The organism is Bacteroides finegoldii DSM 17565 (assembly GCF_000156195.1).
GTDB lineage: Bacteria > Bacteroidota > Bacteroidia > Bacteroidales > Bacteroidaceae > Bacteroides > Bacteroides finegoldii.
Genome location: NZ_GG688332.1, coordinates 24,149 through 44,451 on the forward strand (window position 1 = coordinate 24,149; position 20,303 = coordinate 44,451).

15 protein-coding genes are annotated in these 20,303 nt (G+C 41.0%); 6 read left to right on the forward strand and 9 right to left on the reverse strand.

Annotated elements, in window-relative coordinates:
* Positions 1 to 106 precede the first annotated feature (106 nt).
* Positions 107 to 2,899 carry a DNA polymerase I gene (gene polA / locus BACFIN_RS03275; RefSeq protein WP_007757093.1) on the reverse strand — a complete coding sequence of 931 codons (2,793 nt, stop codon included), beginning with the start codon at positions 2,897 to 2,899 and terminating at the stop codon, positions 107 to 109.
* An 88-nt stretch (positions 2,900 to 2,987) separates the two neighbouring features.
* Between polA and BACFIN_RS03270 the strand changes: the two genes are divergently transcribed.
* Positions 2,988 to 3,962 (forward strand): polyprenyl synthetase family protein, encoded by a 975-nt coding sequence (locus BACFIN_RS03270; protein ID WP_007757094.1) that lies wholly within the window; start codon positions 2,988 to 2,990, stop codon positions 3,960 to 3,962.
* On the opposite strand, the gene BACFIN_RS03265 is transcribed toward BACFIN_RS03270, so the two are convergent.
* From BACFIN_RS03265 to BACFIN_RS23470, 8 genes are all read right to left on the reverse strand, one after another.
* Positions 3,963 to 4,643, reverse strand: coding sequence for a DUF1266 domain-containing protein (locus BACFIN_RS03265; RefSeq protein ID WP_007757096.1), 681 nt, complete (start codon positions 4,641 to 4,643; stop codon positions 3,963 to 3,965).
* Between the two features lie 400 nt (positions 4,644 to 5,043).
* Positions 5,044 to 5,946 (reverse strand): deoxyribose-phosphate aldolase, encoded by a 903-nt coding sequence (deoC, locus tag BACFIN_RS03260; protein WP_007757100.1) that lies wholly within the window; start codon positions 5,944 to 5,946, stop codon positions 5,044 to 5,046.
* Complete coding sequence (locus tag BACFIN_RS03255) at positions 5,933 to 6,271, reverse strand: nucleotide pyrophosphohydrolase (RefSeq protein WP_007757101.1); 339 nt, start codon at positions 6,269 to 6,271, stop codon at positions 5,933 to 5,935. Before BACFIN_RS03255 ends, deoC begins: the two co-directional genes overlap by 14 nt.
* 65 nt (positions 6,272 to 6,336) lie before the next feature.
* Positions 6,337 to 6,789, reverse strand: coding sequence for a D-aminoacyl-tRNA deacylase (dtd, locus tag BACFIN_RS03250; protein ID WP_007757103.1), 453 nt, complete (start codon positions 6,787 to 6,789; stop codon positions 6,337 to 6,339).
* A 79-nt stretch (positions 6,790 to 6,868) separates the two neighbouring features.
* Positions 6,869 to 8,677, reverse strand: a complete 1,809-nt coding sequence (uvrC, locus tag BACFIN_RS03245) for an excinuclease ABC subunit UvrC (RefSeq protein ID WP_007757105.1) — start codon at positions 8,675 to 8,677, stop codon at positions 6,869 to 6,871.
* Between the two features lie 52 nt (positions 8,678 to 8,729).
* A complete protein-coding gene (locus tag BACFIN_RS03240) occupies positions 8,730 to 9,260 on the reverse strand; it encodes an adenine phosphoribosyltransferase (protein ID WP_007757107.1) in 531 nt (176 codons plus the stop codon).
* 54 nt (positions 9,261 to 9,314) lie between these two features.
* Complete coding sequence (gene mnmG, locus BACFIN_RS03235; RefSeq protein WP_007757108.1) at positions 9,315 to 11,201, reverse strand: tRNA uridine-5-carboxymethylaminomethyl(34) synthesis enzyme MnmG; 1,887 nt, start codon at positions 11,199 to 11,201, stop codon at positions 9,315 to 9,317.
* 852 nt (positions 11,202 to 12,053) lie between these two features.
* Positions 12,054 to 12,296 (reverse strand): hypothetical protein, encoded by a 243-nt coding sequence (locus BACFIN_RS23470; protein ID WP_007757113.1) that lies wholly within the window; start codon positions 12,294 to 12,296, stop codon positions 12,054 to 12,056.
* 272 nt (positions 12,297 to 12,568) lie between these two features.
* On the opposite strand from BACFIN_RS23470, the gene BACFIN_RS03225 reads away from it, so the two are divergent.
* From BACFIN_RS03225 to BACFIN_RS03205, 5 genes are all read left to right on the forward strand, one after another.
* Positions 12,569 to 13,138, forward strand: coding sequence for an RNA polymerase sigma-70 factor (locus tag BACFIN_RS03225; protein WP_007757114.1), 570 nt, complete (start codon positions 12,569 to 12,571; stop codon positions 13,136 to 13,138).
* 248 nt (positions 13,139 to 13,386) lie between these two features.
* Entirely contained in the window at positions 13,387 to 14,598 is a 1,212-nt protein-coding gene (locus tag BACFIN_RS03220; protein WP_032839902.1) for a FecR family protein, read from the forward strand.
* Positions 14,599 to 14,626: 28 nt separating this feature from the next.
* Positions 14,627 to 17,989 (forward strand): SusC/RagA family TonB-linked outer membrane protein, encoded by a 3,363-nt coding sequence (locus BACFIN_RS03215; RefSeq protein WP_007757116.1) that lies wholly within the window; start codon positions 14,627 to 14,629, stop codon positions 17,987 to 17,989.
* Positions 17,990 to 18,006: 17 nt separating this feature from the next.
* Positions 18,007 to 19,500 carry a RagB/SusD family nutrient uptake outer membrane protein gene (locus tag BACFIN_RS03210; protein ID WP_032839895.1) on the forward strand — a complete coding sequence of 498 codons (1,494 nt, stop codon included), beginning with the start codon at positions 18,007 to 18,009 and terminating at the stop codon, positions 19,498 to 19,500.
* 20 nt (positions 19,501 to 19,520) lie between these two features.
* Complete coding sequence (locus tag BACFIN_RS03205) at positions 19,521 to 20,294, forward strand: DUF4843 domain-containing protein (RefSeq protein ID WP_007757118.1); 774 nt, start codon at positions 19,521 to 19,523, stop codon at positions 20,292 to 20,294.
* The last annotated feature ends 9 nt before the right edge of the window (positions 20,295 to 20,303 follow it).

Consider the following 20,303-nt stretch of genomic DNA (forward strand, 5'->3'; position numbering starts at 1 on the left):
GTTCCTTTTTCTTGCTTTCTGGTTGTCAGGTTAAATAATGTTATTACTTAATCCTTTTGAAATTTTGCTGGTATGCACTGTGGCGGTGCAAGATGCATTATCGGTTTTAATGTGCTTCGAGCCAGTTCTTTCCCCATCCGCAATCCGCTTTTAAGGGAACGTGCATACGGTATGCTTTTTCCATTTCTTCGATAACGATTTCTTCTACCCGTTCTTTCTCATCAATGGGGACACTGAAATTTAATTCGTCATGTACTTGCAGAATCATTTTGGTTTTTATTCCTTCTGCCCGGAACCGTTGGTAAATACGTGCCATAGCCACCTTGATAATATCGGCCGCGCTTCCCTGAATAGGAGCATTGATGGCGTTTCGTTCCGCATATCCGCGTACGACTGCATTCCGGGAGTTGATATCCGGCAAGAAACGTTTCCGGTGGAAAATCGTTTCCACATATCCTTTCTCTTGAGCCACCCGGATACTCTGATCCATGTAGGCTTTCACTCCGGGATAGGTTTCAAAATAACCGTCGATTAATTCTTTAGCTTCTTTTCGTTCTACATTCATCCGTTCGGCAAGTCCGAAAACGGATATACCATATATAATACCGAAATTGGCGGTTTTTGCTTTGCGGCGCATATCAGAGTCTACCTCTTTCAGTCCGATCTTATAAATCTTTGCGGCTGTTGCAGCGTGGATATCATGATTGCTGAGGAAAGCGTCAATCATATTCTTATCTTCACTGAGATGTGCCATAATCCGTAATTCGATCTGTGAATAGTCGGCGGAAAAGAAAAGACAGCCTTCATCCGGAATAAATGCTTTACGGATTTCTTTCCCGTTTTCGTCGCGTATGGGGATATTCTGTAAGTTCGGATTGCTTGAGCTGAGACGTCCTGTAGCGGTGACAGTCTGATTGAAAGAGGTATGTACCCTTCCCGTACGTGGATTGATAAGTTGGGGGAGTGCGTCGATATACGTTCCCAGTAACTTCTTCAGTCCGCGGTGTTCCAGAATTTTCTCCACCACCGGATGTTTGTGGCGAAGACTTTCGAGAACCTCTTCCGAAGTGACATATTGCCCTGTCTTTGTCTTTTTGGCTTTTTCTACAATCTTCAGCTTATCGAACAGAACTTCACCGACCTGTTTCGGCGAAGCGATATTGAAAGTCTCGCCTGCCAGATCATAAATCTCTTTTTCGATGCGTTCCATCTGTTCTGTAAAATGAGCGGACGACTGTTTCAACGCTTCCGTATCCAATAACACTCCGTTTCTTTCTATATTGACCAATACCGGGACGAGAGGCATTTCGATATCATAGAACAAACGTTCGGTGCCATTCTCTTTCAATTCTTTCTCCAGTACGTTTTTCAGTTTCAGCGTTACGTCTGCATCTTCGCAAGCGTAGCGGTAAACATCCTTCGGAGCAAGGTCGCGCATATTCTTCTGGTTTTTACCTTTTGGCCCTATCAACTCATCGATATGAATCGTCTGATAATGCAAATAGATTTCTGCCAGATAATCCATCCCGTGGCGAAGTTCCGGTTGAAGAACATAGTGAGCAATCATTGTGTCGAAGAGCGGGCCTTTTACTTCCACTCCATAATTTTGGAGAACAATCATATCGTACTTGATATTTTGCCCCACTTTCAGGGAACTTTCGTTTTCGAATACCGGTCGAAACTCATTGACGATTTTTAACGTTTCTTCTTGGTTTGCGGGAACCGGGACATAAAATGCTTCATTTTCGGCAATGGAGAAACTCATTCCGACCAATTCTGCATCCATCGGTTCCGTTCCGGTGGTTTCCGTATCTAACGAGAGAATTTTAGATGTAAGTAACTTTTGAATAATTTCCTTTCTTTTCTCTTCTGTATCAATGAGTTGATAGTCACAACAGAGCGATTCTAACGTCTCTAGATTCGATTTTTTGGCTTCACTCGGCTCATTGCCCGTGAAATTTGCAAATAAATCGCCTTGTATCCCTTCACTTTTTTCGGGAAAGAGTGGGAGAGGAGCGGAAGTCTCTTTTTTAAGTACCCGGTCGATAAGTGTTCTAAATTCCAGTTCCTCGAAGATGGAACGAAGCGCCTCTTCGTCCGGTTGCTCGCGAACGAGCGCATCCATCTCAAGTTGGATAGGTACATCGATTTTGATAGTTGCCAGGAATTTAGAGAATGTTATCATCTCCCGGTTCGTTTCCACTTTTGTCTTTAATGCTCCTTTCAGTTGGTCGGTATGCTCCAATAGGTTCTCGATACTTCCGAATTCGGCAATCAGTTTCTGAGCGGTCTTTTCGCCTATGCCGGGACAGCCGGGGATATTATCCGAAGAGTCGCCCATCAGACCGAGCATATCAATCACTTGTGCCGGAGATTTAATATCGAACTTGGCTTTCACTTCTTCCACTCCCATTACCTCAAAGCCTCCCGTATGTTTGGGACGGTACATGAATACCTTGTCACTTACCAATTGTCCGTAATCCTTATCAGGTGTCATCATATAAGTAGTGATGCCTTGACGACCGGCTTCGGTAGCAAGTGTTCCTATCACGTCATCGGCTTCGTAACCGGGAACCTCCAGAATAGGAATGCGATAAGCACGGATAATATCCTTTATAATAGGTACGGATAACCGGATTGCTTCCGGAGTTTCTTCGCGTTGTGCTTTATATTGTTCGAAAGCTTCATGGCGGAAGGTAGGCCCCGAAGGGTCGAAAGCCACTCCTATATGCGTCGGGTTCTCTTTTTTCAGCACCTCTTCGAGGGTATTCACAAAGCCTAGTATGGCTGAAGTATTGAATCCTTTGGAGTTGATTCTGGGGTTTTTGATAAAGGCGTAGTATGCACGGTATATCAGTGCATAAGCGTCTAAAAGAAATAATTTATTATCTGAATCCATAGATTTAATTAATTTTTCATGGTAAAAGTACAAAAAAATACCGTATTAAGCGTTTTATTATTACTTTTGTGCTCAAATTGTGTAGTAAATGGACAGTATATCACTTATCAGAACTCCGATTGAAGCGGAACTGGAGGCTTTCAAGAAACTTTTTGATAGTTCTCTTTCCAGTTCGAATGCATTGCTCGACAGTGTCGTATCCCATATACGGCAGAGGAATGGTAAGATGATGCGTCCTATTCTTGTCTTGTTGGTGGCACGTCTTTACGATGTCGTCCGTCCTTCTACCCTTCATGCGGCTGTTTCGCTGGAACTGCTTCATACGGCCAGTTTGGTGCATGACGATGTAGTGGATGAGAGCACCGAACGTCGTGGTCAACTATCCGTAAATGCCATCTTTAATAATAAGGTAGCCGTGTTGACGGGAGATTATTTGCTTGCCACTAGTCTGGTTCACGCCGAGCAAACGAAAAGCCATCTTATCATTCGACTGGTTTCTTTGCTGGGGCAGGACCTTGCCGACGGTGAATTGCTTCAACTTTCGAATGTAAGTAATCATAGCTTCTCGGAATCCGTTTATTTTGACGTAATCCGTAAGAAAACCGCTGCTCTTTTCGCTGCCTGCACGAAGGCTGCGGCTCTCTCGGTAGATGCAAATGAGGAAGAAGCCGAATTCGCCCGTTTACTAGGGGAGTATATTGGTATTTGCTTCCAGATTAAAGATGATATTTTTGACTACTTTAATAGTAAGGAGATTGGTAAGCCGACAGGTAATGATATGCTCGAAGGCAAGTTGACCTTACCGGCTCTCTATGTGCTGAACAATACGAAGGACGATACTGCTCGGGAGATTGCGATCAAGGTGAAAGACGGTACGGCTACCCCTGACGAAATAGCCCGTTTGATCGCGTTTATCAAAGAAAACGGAGGTATCGAATATGCAATTCAAACCATGAACCTGTATAAAGAGAAAGCTCTCGGATTATTGGCCTCTTTGCCGGATTCGGATGTATGTACAGCTCTCCGGGCCTATCTGAATTACGTGGTGGACCGCGAAAAATGATTACTTTCGATATTTATCCAAGCGGGAATAACAAGACAAGAATCGATCCCAATCTTCTATCTTTTCTGATTTCATAGCTTTGCCTATTAGGAAGCTTTTATCTATTTCTTCCGGTGTATGGAGTACATCAGCGCATAATGTATTGGCCTGTTCTATGTATCTCCAGGCTTCTTCTTTTGTAATATATCCGCTTCCTAAAGCACTGCGAACCAATCCTACGAGCAGCCCCATATCCCATCCGACAATACCTCTTTCCAAATCATTTATCCATATAATAGGGTCTCTTCTTTCCTCTGTATACTTCACGAAATTGTATAGATTCTTTCCTTGTCGGATGAAGCGTTCTATTCCGGAAAAGCGTTTGTGGATGATCTCTTCGAGCTCATGTATGTTACTTGCTGAAAGCAGGTGAGGAAGCATGATTTGATAGGAGACCCTATCGCCTTCATTGATCAGAAATTGGAATAATCCGGTGACGGATTCGGTGTCGTTACAATAAAATTTCTCTAACAATAAATCGGATAATTTTTGCGGATGCATTCCGGTTTCTATGGAATTAAGATAAAATCCTTCCAATGCGGCTTCCATATAGCCGATGCGTAATCCTTTTTTCCTCTCGGTTTTGAGGAATAGATTTAGAGGGTTATGATTGAATCGTAAGGTTCTCGTGTATACGTCCATCCTATACTTTCATTCAGATTTAAGAAAAGCGTGAGAACTGTTGCAATGTATCCTCCTGAGGCTTCGGCAAGCCGTTATGATAATACAAGCAACAGTCCCACGCTCCATTCGATATATAACAAAAGTATATACATGAAGGTGCGTGAGACCCGTTTGCTTATTACCTTCATAACTTTGAATTTTGCCGAATTTCAGGAAGTTGGTAATAAATGAAACGTTCTCTAATATAACTGATTAGCTATATTTTCATCGCTAAATCGTTTACAAAGATAACGAATTTTCCGAATTGTAGGATAACGAACTTTAGTTTTTCTTAATATAAAAAATGCCGCGTCGGCTTCCGTAAAGACGGGAGCCAGCGCGGCAGGGCATATTTGATTGCTAATGTAGCCCTTGGGGTTTAGAAGAATTTGATTTCTTCGCCTTTGATATCCGAAAGGAGGAGATTGGCCAGACGGCTGGTACCCAAGCGGAACAGCTGGTTGTTGAGCCATTCCTCGCCCAGTACTTCCTTGACGATGGTGTAATAAACAACTGCATCGTTGACTGTATTGATGCCTCCTGCCGGTTTGAATCCGACTTTATTTCCTGTTTTCTGATAGTATTCCTTGATGGCTTCACACATCACATACGCAGCTTCCGGAGTGGCGGCAGGCTGTTGCTTGCCGGTGGACGTTTTGATGAAATCCGCACCCGAATACATGGATAGGATAGAGGCTTTTTTGATGTTGGAAGCACTCTTCAAGGCTCCTGTTTCGAGGATTACTTTCAGATGATGTTCTTTGCATACTTCCTTCAACTCCACTATTTCTTCGCACATTCCTTCGTAGTCTCCGCTCAAGAACTTTCCTATGGAGATGACGATGTCTATTTCATCGGCGCCGTCTGTGATTGCCAATGCAGTTTCTGCTACTTTTACTTCGATGAAAGTCTGAGATGAAGGGAAACCTCCTGATACACAGGCGATATTGACTCCGTCTACCTCCAACGTATTCTTGACGATAGCGGCAAAATTAGGATATACGCAGATTGCCGCTACATTCTTCAGATCAGGGTATTCATCGTCAAACTGATTGACTTTTTCGGTGAAATGCATTACGCTTTCATCGCTATCTGTGCTGTTCAGTGTAGTCAGGTCGATACAGTTGAACAGGAACTTCTTAACGTCTTCCGTATTGTTTTCCGGAACTTTCTTCTTGATCAGTTCGGCTACGCGAGCTTGGATGTCCGCATCGTTCAGATTGGTGTTATACTTTGCCAGTGCGGCATCATACTTGCTAGGCTGTGAGTTATTCTCTTCCATGATCTTTCAGTTTTGGGTTGTTGATATGTCTTTTATTATCTCGTTTCGTTTTCTTGTCTATACTCTTTTGTAACGCATCGGTGATGTCTACACCCGTCTGGTTGGCAATGCAGAGAAGCACCCATAATACGTCTGCTATTTCTTCATCAAGGTTGTCTTTTTCTCCCTCTTTGAAGGATTGGTCGCCATATTTTCGAGCCATAACCCGTGCCAGTTCTCCGACTTCTTCGGTCAGAACTGCCATGTTGGTCAACTCGCTAAAGTAGCGGACACCGTATGTCTTCACCCATTGGTCTACTTGTTTTTGAGCTTCTTCCAGAGTCATTTCTTTAGTGCTTAGGGGTTAATAATTGTGATTAATAGGGTTGTTACTGATGGTTAGTCAGTCTGTTATTCTTTGTTCTTGGTATCTATACATATAGTAACAGGGCCGTCGTTTAAAAGTTCGACTTTCATATCCGCCCCGAAAGTACCTGTACCGATTGCCTTGCCCAGTGCGCTACTCAGATCTTTGCAGAACTGCTCGTAAAGCGGAATGGATACATCCGGCTTTGCGGCTTTGATGTAGGAGGGACGGTTCCCTTTCTTGGTGGAAGCGTGCAGAGTGAACTGGCTGACGACCAGAATCTCGCCTCCGTCTTCCAGAATAGACTTATTCATTACTCCATTTTCATCGTCGAAAATACGTAGATTTACTATCTTTTTGCAGAGCCAGTCAATGTCCTCCTGACCGTCGGCTTCCTCGATACCGACTAAAATCAGCATTCCTTTTCCGATGGCAGACTTGCAGTTTCCGTCAATAGTGACTGATGCATGGCTTACCCGTTGTATAACAATTCGCATTACTCTTCTTTTATTTCATGATTATGAAAGGCAAATTTACAAAATTAAGAAGAGAAAACGGTGTATTGGGAAGAAAATATTATAATCCTTCTTTGACTATTTTTGCTTTGGCTTCTCCGACAACGGCAGCAATATCCTCTAATGAGGCCTCTTTGATTCGTTTTACGCTCTTGAACTCTTTTAGAAGAGCCGTTTTGGTCTTTTCTCCAATCCCTTTGATGGTATCCAGTGCAGATGCCACTTGCCGTTTGCTGCGTTTATCGCGATGGAAACTGATTGCAAAGCGGTGTACTTCATCCTGAATCTGTGTCAGTAGGCGGAAGAGTGGGCTATGCTGCTTGATACCGATTATTTGCGGTGGAAAGCCGAATAGGAGTTCCGATGTACGGTGGCGGTTGTCTTTTGCCAGTCCGGCAATAGGAATATTGAGGTGCAACTCATCCTCAATAACTTCTCTGACGACCTCTATTTGTCCTTTTCCACCATCAGTGATAATCAAGTCGGGTAAAGGAGCGTTTTCTTCAATAGCGCGCTGATAACGCCTTCTGACGACTTCTTTCATCGAAGCGTAGTCATCCGGGCCTACGACGGTCTTTATATTATATTTCCGGTAATCCTTTTTCGATGGTTTGGCTTTTTTGAATACGACGCAGGCTGCCACTGCGTCAGAACCTTGTATGTTCGAGTTATCGAAACATTCAATCTGCAATGGTGGCCTTTCCAAATGCAATTCTTGTTGTATCTCTTTCATCAAACGCATGCTCCTCTGCTCCGGATTCAGCTTTTCCGCCTGCTTCAGGCGGTCGGCCTTGTATTGCTTCACGTTTAAGATGGAAAGTTCCAATAGCTTCTTCTTATCTCCCCGTTGGGGAACGGTGAAAACTACATTATTCAGCTCCATATCAAGCTCAAAAGGAACGATAACCTCTCTTGACTGACTCTTGTAACGCTCTCGCATCTCGATAATGCCCAGCGTCAGAAGTTCTTCTTTTGATTCATTCAGCTTCTTCTTATATTCGAAAGTGAAAGCCTGGTTGATAGCTCCGTTGGTGATATGGAGGTAATTGATGAAGGCTGAATTGGTTTCGTCTTCTTCGATAGAAAAGACATCTATATTATGAAGGACAGAGCTGACCACCTCCGACTTCGAACGATAGTTTTCTATTAAAAGATACTTCTCTTTTATTTTCTGTGCCTCCTCAAACTTCATCTCACCTGCCAATGTCTGCATTTTCTCCAGCAGCATACGGCTTACTTCTTGCGTATTTCCTTTGAGAATCTCTTTGATTTCATCGATATTCTTGAGGTAGTCTTCCTGTGATTGCAGCCCGATGCATGGTCCGGCGCATTTCTTGATATGATATTCCAGGCAGACATTGAATTTACCTGCCCGAATGTTCTCCGGGCTTAAGTTTAAATTGCAAGTCCGCAAAGGATATAGATGCTTTATTAAGTCCAATACCGCATACATCGAGGGGATGTGGCTATACGGACCATAATAGGAAGAACCGTTTCTTATTATCTTTCTCGTTTTGAAAACTCGGGGAAAATATTCGTTTTGTACGCAAATAGAAGGATAAGTCTTGTCATCCTTCAATAAAACGTTGTAACGGGGTTTGTATTTCTTTATCAGATTATTTTCCAGAAGGAGAGCGTCCTCTTCCGTGTTGACTACAATGTAGCGAATATCCACGATTTTGCTGACCAACACCCGTGTCTTTCCGGGTTCGTGTTCTTTACTGAAATAGGAGTAGACCCTTTTCTTTAAATTTTTAGCCTTTCCAACGTATATAATCGTTCCTTCCGAATTCAGGTATTGATAAATACCCGGCTTTTCGGGTAGATTGGCTACGATTCCTTTCAGATATTCATTGAACTTCGCTTCCATACGTATGCTTATTCTCATTCTTTGGGTTTCATCACACAGAGGACGCGGAGTATTATAGCGTCAGTACGGATTCTACCTCTACATCATCGCCGAATACGGCTTTCCCGTTCAGGTCTTTCAACTCGATGATGAAGTTTACATATACTTTTTTAGGCTTTAGCATTTTCACAAGTTCACAAGCTGCTTTCATTGTTCCTCCTGTTGCCAGCAGGTCATCGTGTATCAGAACTACATCGTTCTCGTCCAGCGCATCTTTATGAATCTGCACGGTATCTTTTCCGTATTCCTTGTCATAACTTGCCTCAAGTGTTTCGGCCGGAAGCTTGCCTGGTTTGCGGATAGGAACAAAGCCGGCATTCAGGCGGGTTGCTAAAATAGGCCCCATGATGAAACCTCTTGATTCTATGCCTATAACTTTTGTGATACCTTTGTCCTTATACATATCGAACATGACATCCGACAATTCCTGCAAACACCACGGGTCTTTGAATAATGTCGTAACATCATAAAACAAGATTCCGGGAATGGGGAAATCTGGTATTTCCCGAATACTTTTGATTAGCGTTTCTTTGCTCATAATCATTGATTTATATCGTTTCTTTAAATGTTTTGTTTCACGTGAAACGTTGCACGATTATCATCGTCCCGAAAGCACCAGCAATACATTGATGTCGCTTGGAGATACTCCCGGTATTCTGCTTGCTTGGGCAATTGTTTCCGGATCTATCTTTACCAGCTTTTGGCGGGCTTCGGTAGACAGCGACTGAATGGAAGCATAATCAAACTTCCCTTTAATTTTTATACTTTCCAATCGTGCCAGTTTTTCTGCTATCATCCGTTCTCTGTCAATGTATCCTTGATACTTGATTAAGATTTCAGCAGCTTCGATAATTTCTTCTTTTCGGCCCTCATCGGAACTTGTCGCTTTTTCCAATTCCCGTTGGAATGCCGGAATATGCTCTGATATGTTTTCAATCGTCACTTGCGGACGATTCAGTATTTCTATCAACTTGCATCCTTGACGCAGGGGAGTGGTTCCTATCTTTTTGAGTGCATCATTGATTAATGCAGGTTTCATCGAATAGTTTTGTGCGAAGGAAACGATTTGCTCCACTGTTCCCTTTTTGCTTTTCATTAATTGATAACGATTTTCTTTGGCCAGGCCAAGCTGATAGGCTCTTTCAGTGAGCCGCATATCTGCGTCATCCATTCGGAGCAAGATACGGTATTCAGCCCTCGAGGTGAACATTCGATAGGGCTCATCTACACCTTTAGTTACCAGATCATCGATCAATACGCCTATATATGCTTCGTCACGTGCTAATGTAAATGCTTCGCCACCATGACAATTGATATGTGCGTTGATTCCGGCTATTAATCCTTGTCCTCCGGCTTCTTCATATCCGGTAGTACCATTCACCTGTCCGGCAAAGAATAGATTTTTGATAATCTTCGATTCCAACGTATGTTTCAATTGTGTCGGGTCGAAGTAGTCATATTCGATGGCATATCCCGGACGGTAGATCACCAAATCTTTGAATGCCGGAATTTGTTTTAGTGCTGCAATCTGTATGTCCATCGGAAGTGAAGAAGAGAAGCCGTTCAAGTACAACTCCTGAGTCGTCTCGCCTTCCGGTTCCAGAAATAGCTGATGCTGGCTCTTGTCAGGGAAAGTAACGATCTTGGTTTCGATACTCGGGCAATAGCGCGGGCCGATACTTTGAATCTGCCCGTTGAATAGAGGGGAATCCGGCAGACCTTCACGTAGGATACGGTGTACCTCCTCGTTTGTATAGCAAGTCCAGCATTGCAGTTGTTTTAAATGCCGCACACTTGTGTTCATAAATGAAAATTTATGGAAGTCACATTCTCCGTCTTGTGTTTCCATCCGGTCAAAGTGGACGCTACGTGCATCTATTCGTACCGGAGTTCCCGTTTTCATTCTGCCGTATGTGATTCCGTGACGGGCGATGGATTCAGTCAGCTGGTAAGAAGCCGGCTCGGCCATTCTTCCTCCCGGCAACTTATGACGTCCGATATGCATAAGCCCGTTGAGGAAAGTTCCTGCGGTCAGTACAATGCATTTTGCCTTGAAGGTAACTCCCCAAACTGTGACCAGGCCGGTCACTTCTCCGTTTTCTACCAAAAGTTCGCAGACGGTATCCTGCCAAATATGGAGATTGGGTGTATTTTCCAGTCTCTCCCGCCAAGACCAGATAAATTTGGCACGATCGCATTGCGCTCGCGGACTCCACATGGCAGGACCTTTTGAACGGTTCAAGATTCGGAATTGGATGGCCGTCTCGTCCGTAACCAATCCCATCTGTCCACCCAATGCATCTATTTCGCGTACAATTTGTCCTTTGGCGATTCCTCCTACTGCCGGATTACAGCTCATTTGCCCGATCTTGTTCATGTCCATGGTGATGAGACAAGTCTTTGAACCTAAATTGGCGGCAGCGGCTGCCGCTTCGCAACCGGCATGTCCGGCACCGATTACAATTACGTCGTACTTAAAATCCATTCCTGTTTTATTTATTATCTAACGCTGCAAAGTTACAGAAAAGTTGTGAGAGTTGTATCCTCAAGCTGTTTTTGCTTCCGAAAAATCGGGGAGGGGAACGGGCGGATTGAAAAAAACGCCGTGATTTCGGGTTATGAACATACAGTTTGTTCAAAAAATAAAGTTATTCTTGTTGATTTAGTGGTTTACTCTCTACTAAAAAGTAAGAATTTTGCCTCTATATGTTCTCGCATGCTTTCTTTTTGCTACTTCGAAAATTATCGGAATTTTGAAGAAACTAGGGTTTGCTAAGGAAGAATTAAAGAAAATAGTATAAGCAGTGAGGTTAAATGTGCCAATTAGCCTGTCTTTTTATCTGATCTCTTGATATAAGTCAAAAAAACAAGTCTGAATATATTTTTTAATAAAATGGCTCTTGTCATTTTACAAAACAGCTATACCTTTGCAGTGTGGTTGTGAAACTACTTAGATTTTTAGGTATTAGAAAGAGTAAAATTAAAAGGTGAAAATTAGAAGGTATTAGTTTATAAATTTTAGGTATTAGCATTTTAAGATTGTTTTTCAGGAAAAAAGATTGTTTTATTAGGTATTAAGTAAAAAGAGTAGTTTTTGGGTAACAAGTAAATGAAAGATGAAAAAAAGAAGAATCCCGTTTTATGGGGATTCTTTAAGGTAGAGCGGAAGGATTCGCTCTTTTTTTATGCCCGTTTGTGTCATTAGCAGTACTATTTCATAGATGAATACTTTGTAGTCTTATTCTAGATTGGCGCTCTTTTCAGATTATTAAAGCGACATTCCATTCGTTCCACGCTAGTGGATAGAATCATTCACTTGAGTAGACGGAATTGTTCACTATAGTGCAATGATCTGTTCACTGGAGTGCAACGGTTTGGATGCGCGATAGATAATACGGGAGCGCAGCTTGATAAAACGCTCTTGAATGCTTCCTTGCATATAAATGTCTGTTAGTTGTGAGGCAAAGTGCTGCTTGATAAAAAAGAAGAAAAATGTTGCATTTGTTATGAAAGGAAAGAAGCAGTATGAGAGATGCAGGCGGAAAATATGAGAGATACGAGATTTTAAATTATCTCTCATTATATAATCATTTGATGATATGATGTTTACATTAATTTATGAGAGGTATGAGAGATGGAAATGAAAAAAATCTCGAGGTGCAAGCCGGATATTTTGAACGAGAGGGGAGTCGGTCGAGCTGGTTGAAAGTTACTTTTATTTTCTATTTTATAGTTTGGCGAAGCTTATGTTTTTGAAAAAAACAATATATTTGCATTTGTAAATATCGCAAAAGTAAGTAGTTGCGGCGATTTTAATGAATTTTGTTTGTTTTTCGCAGGTAGTGTGACAGTATGAACGATAAATTTGACACTATAGTAGCAGGAGTCAATCGAAAGGATGAAAAGATATGGGGCGATTTCTATGATCGTTTTTATGCTGCTTTATGTGTTTATGTTTCCAAAATATTGCCGGTTCCCGATGTGGTGGAAGATTTGGTCCAGGAGGTGTTTATTTCTATTTGGGAGGGTAAGCGTACTTTCTCTGATATCAGAGAACTCACCAATTATCTCTATCGTGCCTGTTATAACAACACCTTATTATATATACGCAACAATCAGATTCATGATACCATTTTAAGTTCCCTTGCTGAAGGAGAAAGCGTAGAAGATGAGGATATGATTTATGCTTTGACGGTGAAGGAAGAAATCATCCGTCAGTTGTATCACCATATTGAAGAGCTTCCGACCGAGCAACGCCGGATCATCTTACTGAGAATCGAAGGGTATACTTGGGAAGAGATTGCGGAACGTTTGGGAATCAGTATCAATACCGTCAAGACCCAAAAGGCGCGCAGCTATAGATTTCTCCGTGAAAAAATGGGAGATGCGATGAGTTTTATAATTCTTTGTTTATTTCTCTAAAAATAAGAAAAAAACAATCTGATATGTATTTCTCTTTTTATAGATTGATTAAGTTTTATTTTTTTTGTTAAAAGCACTACCTTCCCCTTTTATTATGTGACAAAATGATATATTTCTGTCGCTGAAATCTCGCTATTTATATTATTCTTCCGAAAAAATATCATCTTTTTGTCACCCTTTTTTATGGATTATGTATATCTATAATAAAGAGAAATTAAACAGTCGTTTAATTAAAAATGGTCAATAAGATGAATAAGTTTGAAAATGTATATCAAGATGCCGTTTTGATGAGAAGAGTTCTTCTTGGCGAAGCGGACGAAGCGGAGCAACAAGAGCTTGAAAAGCGATTGGAAGAGTGTCCGGAGTTGCGGAAGATATACACTCAATTGCAGGATGGCGGGACGTTGAGCGCAGCCTTTAAGGAACGTCAAAAATATTCATCGAGAAAAGCTTATCGGTCTTTCCTTCAAAAGATAGGACAAGTTGAGCCGAAAGGACAAAGACGCCGCTCTCTTCGCATCGGATGGTATATTGCTGCCGCTGTTGTCATTTTGGCAATAGGACTTTCTTTTTATGTGTCGAATTACACTTCACCGGAAAAAGAAAATAAGACTTTGATCCAGCCGGGTACACAACAGGCACAATTGACTTTGACCGATGGCAGTGTCATTGATGTGGATAAAAAAGAAGTAAATGTGGTAGTAGATGGCATTCAGGTAAAATATAAAGAAGGAGTACTGTCTTATCAAACAACCGCTGCAACACAACACGAAGAAAAAAACGTTGAAGAGCAACCGGAAAAATCAAATGAACTGGTCATACCGCGTGGAGGAGAGAACACGGTAATACTTGCGGATGGAACGACTGTTCATTTGAATGCAGGTTCCAAGTTGACCTATCCTGTGCGTTTCACCGGCAAACGTAGGATTGTAGCTTTGGAGGGTGAGGCTTATTTTGACGTTGTTGAAAATGAAGAACATCCTTTTGTCGTACAGACTCGTTTTGGCGAGGTGACTGTGCTCGGTACTGCATTCAATGTCAATGCTTATATCAATGCTTCTGCCTGTTATACGACATTGGTCCGTGGTAAAGTACAATTCTCTGCACCGAATGCGGAAGTTATCACCCTCTTGCCGGGTGAACAGGCAATTGTTTCGGCTAATGGTTCGGAGAAACGTGCGGTGGATCTGGAGGAGTATGTAGGTTGGGTAGAAGGTTTGTATGTTTTTAATAATCGTTCTTTAGGAGAAATTATGGAGACATTCGAACGTTGGTACGACATACAAGTATATTATGAAACCGAAAATTTACGCAATATAACTTATAGTGGTAGTTTGAAGCGCTACGGAACAATCAACTCATTCCTTGAGGCATTGGAACTGACCGGTGATCTGACTTATAAGATCAGTGGTCGGAATATCTTGATTTATGGTAAAATGGGAGAATTAGGAGTAAAATAGAGTATTAGATAAGTTTAATTGTTAATTTATGAGAGAAAGACGATGGCTGCTATGTTTTTTAGTGGCGATGTGCTGCACGCTTAGCACATGGGCTTTACCGTCACAAGACAAGACGGTGACTTTGAATCTGCGTAATGTCTCAATCGAGACGGCTTTGAATGCAGTGAAGAAGCAGACAGGAGTGAATATGTTGTATAATTCGCAAATGTTTAAGGGAGTTTCTCCGGTATCTGTTAATGTGAAAAATGAGAGATGGGAAGTGACCCTTAAGCTGATTTTGAATCCGAAAGGATTTGATTATGCAATGAAAGATGGTATTGTTGTCATTCGTAGGATGCATACAGAGAAGCGGGTAAATCGTATCCGTGGTACGGTATTTGATGCAAATAAAGAACCTATACCGGGAGCCAGTATTATTGTGAAAGGAACCCGTACAGGGACTTCCACCAATATTGAAGGTGAATTTACACTGGATGTGAGAGATGATAAAGTAGCTTTGGAAATCTCTTTTATCGGTATGAAAAAGCAGACTCTCCAGGTAGATGCTTCTCGTAAGAAAATGCTCGAGATAACATTGGTGGATGATGTCAAGACATTGGATGATGTGGTAGTAACAGGATATAGTAATGTGCGTAAGACTAGTTTTACCGGTAGTTCTACGCAGATTTCGGGTGATGATTTACGCAAGGTGTCGCAGACCAACGTAATCGGTGCTTTGCAGACATTCGACCCTTCTTTCCGCTTGGTTAGCAATGCCCAGTTCGGTTCCGATCCGAACGCACTTCCGGAGATGTATATACGTGGCCGTTCCGGCTTTGGGGTAAAAGAACTGGATAAAGATCAACTCTCCAAATCAAATCTCGAAAATAATCCTAACCTTCCTACTTTCATTATGGATGGTTTTGAGGTGAGTATCGAGAAGATATATGACTTGGACCCTACCCGTATTGAGAGTATGACAATTTTAAAAGATGCAGCTGCTACGGCTATTTATGGTTCTCGTGCTGCAAACGGTGTGGTAGTTATCACTACAGTTGCTCCAAAGCCGGGAGAAGTCCGTGTTTCTTATAATTTTACCGGAACTTTGGAAATGCCGGATCTGAGAGACTATAATCTGGCTAATGCATCTGAAAAGCTAGAGATAGAACGTCGTGCAGGTTTGTATGACAAAGGTAATAATGGCAACAACACAACGGCAGATGGTTTGAATAAATATTATGAAAAATATGCATTGATTCAAAGTGGTATAGATACAGATTGGTTGTCTTTGCCTTTGCGTAATGCTTTTGACCATAAACATAGCCTTTATATAGAAGGTGGTACTCCTAATTTACGTTATGGGGTTGATGCATCATACAATGGTGGTAATGGGGTTATGAAAGGGTCAGGACGTGACCGTTATAGTATTGGTTTTTCATTGGATTATCGAGTAAAAAAACTACAAGTAAAAAATACGGTAAGTTTTGGACATACTAAGTCGAAGGAATCTCCTTATGGTGCTTTCAGTGATTATACAAGTTTATTGCCCTATGAGACTCCTTATAAAAATGGTACTTTGGTGAAGCAGTTGTACTATTCTAGGAAAGGTAGTAATTCTGTTAATAATCCTTTATATGAAGCCACACTGAGCAATTATGAGTGGAGTGCTTATGATGAAATTATAGATAATCTGAGTGTAAACTGGTATTTGAACGATTATTTAACTGTTAAGGGTCAGTTTAGCGTAACTAAACAATATACCAGTAGTGAGCGTTTTTATGATCCGTTATCTTCTAAAGTTTCAGTTTATGGTACTACGGATACCAAATTGCAGGGTGATTTGTTCACCGGTGAAGGTAGTAGCTTGAGTTGGAATTCTAATGCTTTCTTATATTATACCCGTAGCTTTGGAAACCATAACTTTAACTTTTCCGGTGGTTGGGAAGCCTCTGCTTATAATACTGAGAACACCTCTGCCCAATATCGTGGTTTTCCGTCCGGTCAGTTTAATTCGTTGAATTATGCTTCCGAAATTTACAAAAAGCCGACTCTTACAGAAAATACGACACGTCGTGTCAGTATATTGGCTACTCTGAATTATACTTGGAATGATATTTATTTGGCCGATGCTTCCGTTCGTTTTGACGGCTCTTCCGAATTTGGTGCAAATCAGAAATGGGCACCTTTCTTTTCCGGTGGTTTGGGTGTGAACATTCATAATTATGATTTCCTGAAAGGAAATGAGAAGATTAATAAATTGAAGGTACGTGCATCTTATGGTCGTACCGGTAAAGTGAATTTCCCAGCTTATGCAGCAACTACTATGTATGAAACTTTATTTGATGAATGGTATATTACAGGTTATGGAGCTGTTCTTAAGGCGTTGGGTAATAAAGATTTGTCATGGGAAAAGACTGACAAATTCAATTTTGGTATTGAGACCCAATTCTTTAATCAACGTTTAACAGTTGATTTGGACTATTATTATGAGAAAACAATTGATTTGATTAATGATGTGACACTGTCACAAACTTCAGGTTTCTCCACCTACAAGAATAATATGGGTGAGGTTGAGAACAAAGGTTTTGAAATGCAGATACGTGCCGATATTTACAGAGATCGTAACTGGTCAGTTGCTTTATGGGGAAATATGGCTCATAATAAGAACAAAATATTGAAGATTTCTGATTCTCAGAAAGCATATAATGAACGTGTTGCGGAATTTTATAAAAAAGAATTACAATATCAGGCAATTTATAATACTTCTTTAAAAGATGCCAATTACGCAGTTCCGATTTCGCAATATGCGGAAGGGGAATCATTGACTTCTATTTGGGCAGTCCGTTCTTTAGGTATTGATCCGACTACAGGAAAAGAGCTATTCTTGAACAGAGACGGTAGCATTACTGATACATGGGATGCAAGCCAAGAGGTGGTTGTGGGTAATACTGAACCAAAGCTAAACGGCTCAATAGGTCTGAATGCTACGTATAAGAACTGGAGTTTATTCGCTGCTTTTCAATATGAGTTTGGAGGTCAGGAGTATAATCAGACTTTGGTAGATCGGGTGGAAAACGCAGATATTGCTAATGGTAATGTAGACTTGCGTGTTCTAACCCAACGGTGGCAAAAACCCGGAGATGTTGCCGAATTTAAAAATATTGCAGATAGTAAATTAACGACTTTACCGACATCCCGTTTTGTGCAAGATAAAAAGTATATTCGACTGAGTGCTTTGACATTAAGTTATGACTTTAACAGGGAATGGATTAAGAAGCATTTACATATGAATATGTTACGGTTGGAAATGAGCTCCAGTGATTTTATTAATTGGAATTCTATTCGGCAGGAACGCGGTTTGAGTTATCCCAAATCTTGGAAGGTGGATTTCTCGTTAAAAGCACAATTCTGATAAAAGGAGAAAGAAATATGAAAAAGATATATAAAACGATTGTCTTACTAGGGACGATAGCAACTTTAGGAACATCATGTAATGATTGGTTAAATGTATATCCGTCCGATCAAATCAAAGAGGAATTTCTTTTTGAAACAGGAGATGGATACCGTGCAGCATTGAATGGTATCTACCGTAAAATGACTTCATGGAGTATTTATGGCAGTAATCTGAAATGGGGGATTATAGATGCTTGGGGGCAGGTATATGATATGGAACTGTCTGCAATCGCCAATGGCGGGCAGCCTATGAAGAAAATTGAGATTCTGGATTTTAAAAATTTAGAGCTGACTCCAACTACAGACCAAATGTGGAGTGATGCATGGAATATAGTGGCAAATTGTAATGAGTTGGCGCAACAGGCGGAATTGGCTGATAGTACACTTTTTTATGAAGGAGAGTCGGAGCGCCGGATGATTTTGGGAGAAGCCATCGGTTTGCGTGCTTACCTTCAGTTTGATTTGTTACGTGTATATGCTCCTTCACCTGCTATGAATCCGGGAGAGCGTACATTTATTCCATATGTAAACACCTATCCGGCTTATGTTAATAATCGTGAGACGGTTTCCTATTGTTTGGAGCAAATTATTAAGGACTTGCGGAAAGCGCAGGATCTGCTGTTGAAAGTAGATCAGAATTCAAATTGGAGCGACCGTTTTGAAGAAGTAAAGAATGACGAAAACCTGTTTAAGGCTAGTCGTGGATTTCGGTTGAACTATTATGCCGTTACTGCCGAATTGGCTCGTGTGTATCTGTATGCAGGTATGCCTGACAAGGCATATGAACAAGCTGATATTATTATTCAGAAAAGTGATTTATTTGCTGCACTGACTGATAGAGAAGAGGCGCTGAAGAGAATAAAAGATGGTAATTTGAAAATGTATGATGACATTATATTTGCACTTTACTCTCCTACAGACCAGGTGGAGTGGGATCGCTTGATAAATCATTCTGATGATAAGGCTGAAGGTAGTACAGATAGAGAATATTTTTTAGGTATTTCTTCTGCTATTGCCAGAGAACGTTATGGTGATGATTTGGAAACGGACTGGCGAATTTGCAATCAAATGGAACAGAGAAAGAGTGGTGATTATCGTACATTAAAATATTACGAGCAGTTGAATAGTTATAAATATGCTGAAGTCAACAACATGATTGTACCTATGTTCCGTATGTCGGAGGTCTATTATATTGCTGCAGAAGCTATTTATAAAAAAGATCTGGACAAAGCGAAAGACTATTTGAAGCTTGTGAAAAAAGGCAGAGGAGTTGAAGATGATTTAGGCAATGTGACAGAAGCAGATTTTATGGATGTTCTTGTGAATGACGCTCAGAGAGAATTTCTGGGAGAAGGACAGACTTTTTTCATGTTCAAGCGTTTAATGAGGACAATGAAAGGAAGGGAAGAAGTACAAGCGACTGAAAAGAACATGGTGTTGCCGTTGCCCGAATCGGAGAGTGCTATTTAATTTAAAAAGAATAAAAACTTATGAGAACAAAAGATATATTGTTTGCGGGAGTAATGGTATGCATGGGCATGTCATTCTTTATTTCCTGTCAAGAAGAAGGACTGGTTGTTAATGGTAATGATGTATCTTATATCAACTTTAATAAAGACATAACAAAAGATACGACTAGAATTTGTTTTGAGTTTTATCCTATGGAAGAAGGTATGGATGTGAAAATAGCAGAAGTGCCGATAGAAGTGGCTATTTCCGGTAAAGTTCAGGATAAAGATCTGGAATTTACTATCGGGATAGATGAGAGTCTGTCTACTTATCCTGCATCCCAATGTATTTTGCCGGAAAAATGCATTTTTAAAAACGGACAACTATTGGATACGATTTATGTAAAGCTGAAAAATTCGGATGATTTAAAGACGGTTACCAAGTATGTTGCATTAAAAATAAATGCAGGTGGTGAAGTCAGTGAAGGCTTAGCCACCTATTCCAGGGCTATCATTGCTGTGACAGACCGTCTTGTAAAACCTGAATGGTGGGACTATAAAGACCTATATGACGGTGAGTACAGTTCGGTTGACTGGTATTATCTGGGAGATTATTCGGATACCAAGTACCGTCTGTTTTTAAAAGTGTTACAGGAGAATGATGATGTATTGTTCGATGGTAAGGATAAGGTGAAATTGCGCAAATATTCTTTGCAATTAAAGTATATGGTAGAAGAAATAAACGCTGGAAGAGATCCTGATGATCCGTTGAGGGATGAAACAGGTGCGATTATTGAAATACCGGTTGTAGGATAATTAAAGATT

Excerpts from the sequence above, each read along its gene's own strand:
- uvrC (WP_007757105.1), bottom strand. The coding sequence starts at position 8,677 with ATGGAAGCGAAGTTCAATGAATATCTGAAAGGAATCGTAGCCAATCTA.
- deoC (WP_007757100.1), bottom strand. The coding sequence starts at position 5,946 with ATGGAAGAGAATAACTCACAGCCTAGCAAGTATGATGCCGCACTGGCA.
- BACFIN_RS03210 (WP_032839895.1), top strand. The coding sequence starts at position 18,007 with ATGAAAAAGATATATAAAACGATTGTCTTACTAGGGACGATAGCAACT.
- BACFIN_RS03225 (WP_007757114.1), top strand. The coding sequence starts at position 12,569 with ATGAACGATAAATTTGACACTATAGTAGCAGGAGTCAATCGAAAGGAT.
- mnmG (WP_007757108.1), bottom strand. The coding sequence starts at position 11,201 with ATGGATTTTAAGTACGACGTAATTGTAATCGGTGCCGGACATGCCGGT.
- BACFIN_RS03265 (WP_007757096.1), bottom strand. The coding sequence starts at position 4,643 with ATGGACGTATACACGAGAACCTTACGATTCAATCATAACCCTCTAAAT.
- BACFIN_RS03220 (WP_032839902.1), top strand. The coding sequence starts at position 13,387 with ATGAATAAGTTTGAAAATGTATATCAAGATGCCGTTTTGATGAGAAGA.
- BACFIN_RS03270 (WP_007757094.1), top strand. The coding sequence starts at position 2,988 with ATGGACAGTATATCACTTATCAGAACTCCGATTGAAGCGGAACTGGAG.
- dtd (WP_007757103.1), bottom strand. The coding sequence starts at position 6,789 with ATGCGAATTGTTATACAACGGGTAAGCCATGCATCAGTCACTATTGAC.
- BACFIN_RS03255 (WP_007757101.1), bottom strand. The coding sequence starts at position 6,271 with ATGACTCTGGAAGAAGCTCAAAAACAAGTAGACCAATGGGTGAAGACA.
- polA (WP_007757093.1), bottom strand. The coding sequence starts at position 2,899 with ATGGATTCAGATAATAAATTATTTCTTTTAGACGCTTATGCACTGATA.
- BACFIN_RS03240 (WP_007757107.1), bottom strand. The coding sequence starts at position 9,260 with ATGATTATGAGCAAAGAAACGCTAATCAAAAGTATTCGGGAAATACCA.
- BACFIN_RS03215 (WP_007757116.1), top strand. The coding sequence starts at position 14,627 with ATGAGAGAAAGACGATGGCTGCTATGTTTTTTAGTGGCGATGTGCTGC.
- BACFIN_RS23470 (WP_007757113.1), bottom strand. The coding sequence starts at position 12,296 with ATGAGAGATAATTTAAAATCTCGTATCTCTCATATTTTCCGCCTGCAT.
- BACFIN_RS03205 (WP_007757118.1), top strand. The coding sequence starts at position 19,521 with ATGAGAACAAAAGATATATTGTTTGCGGGAGTAATGGTATGCATGGGC.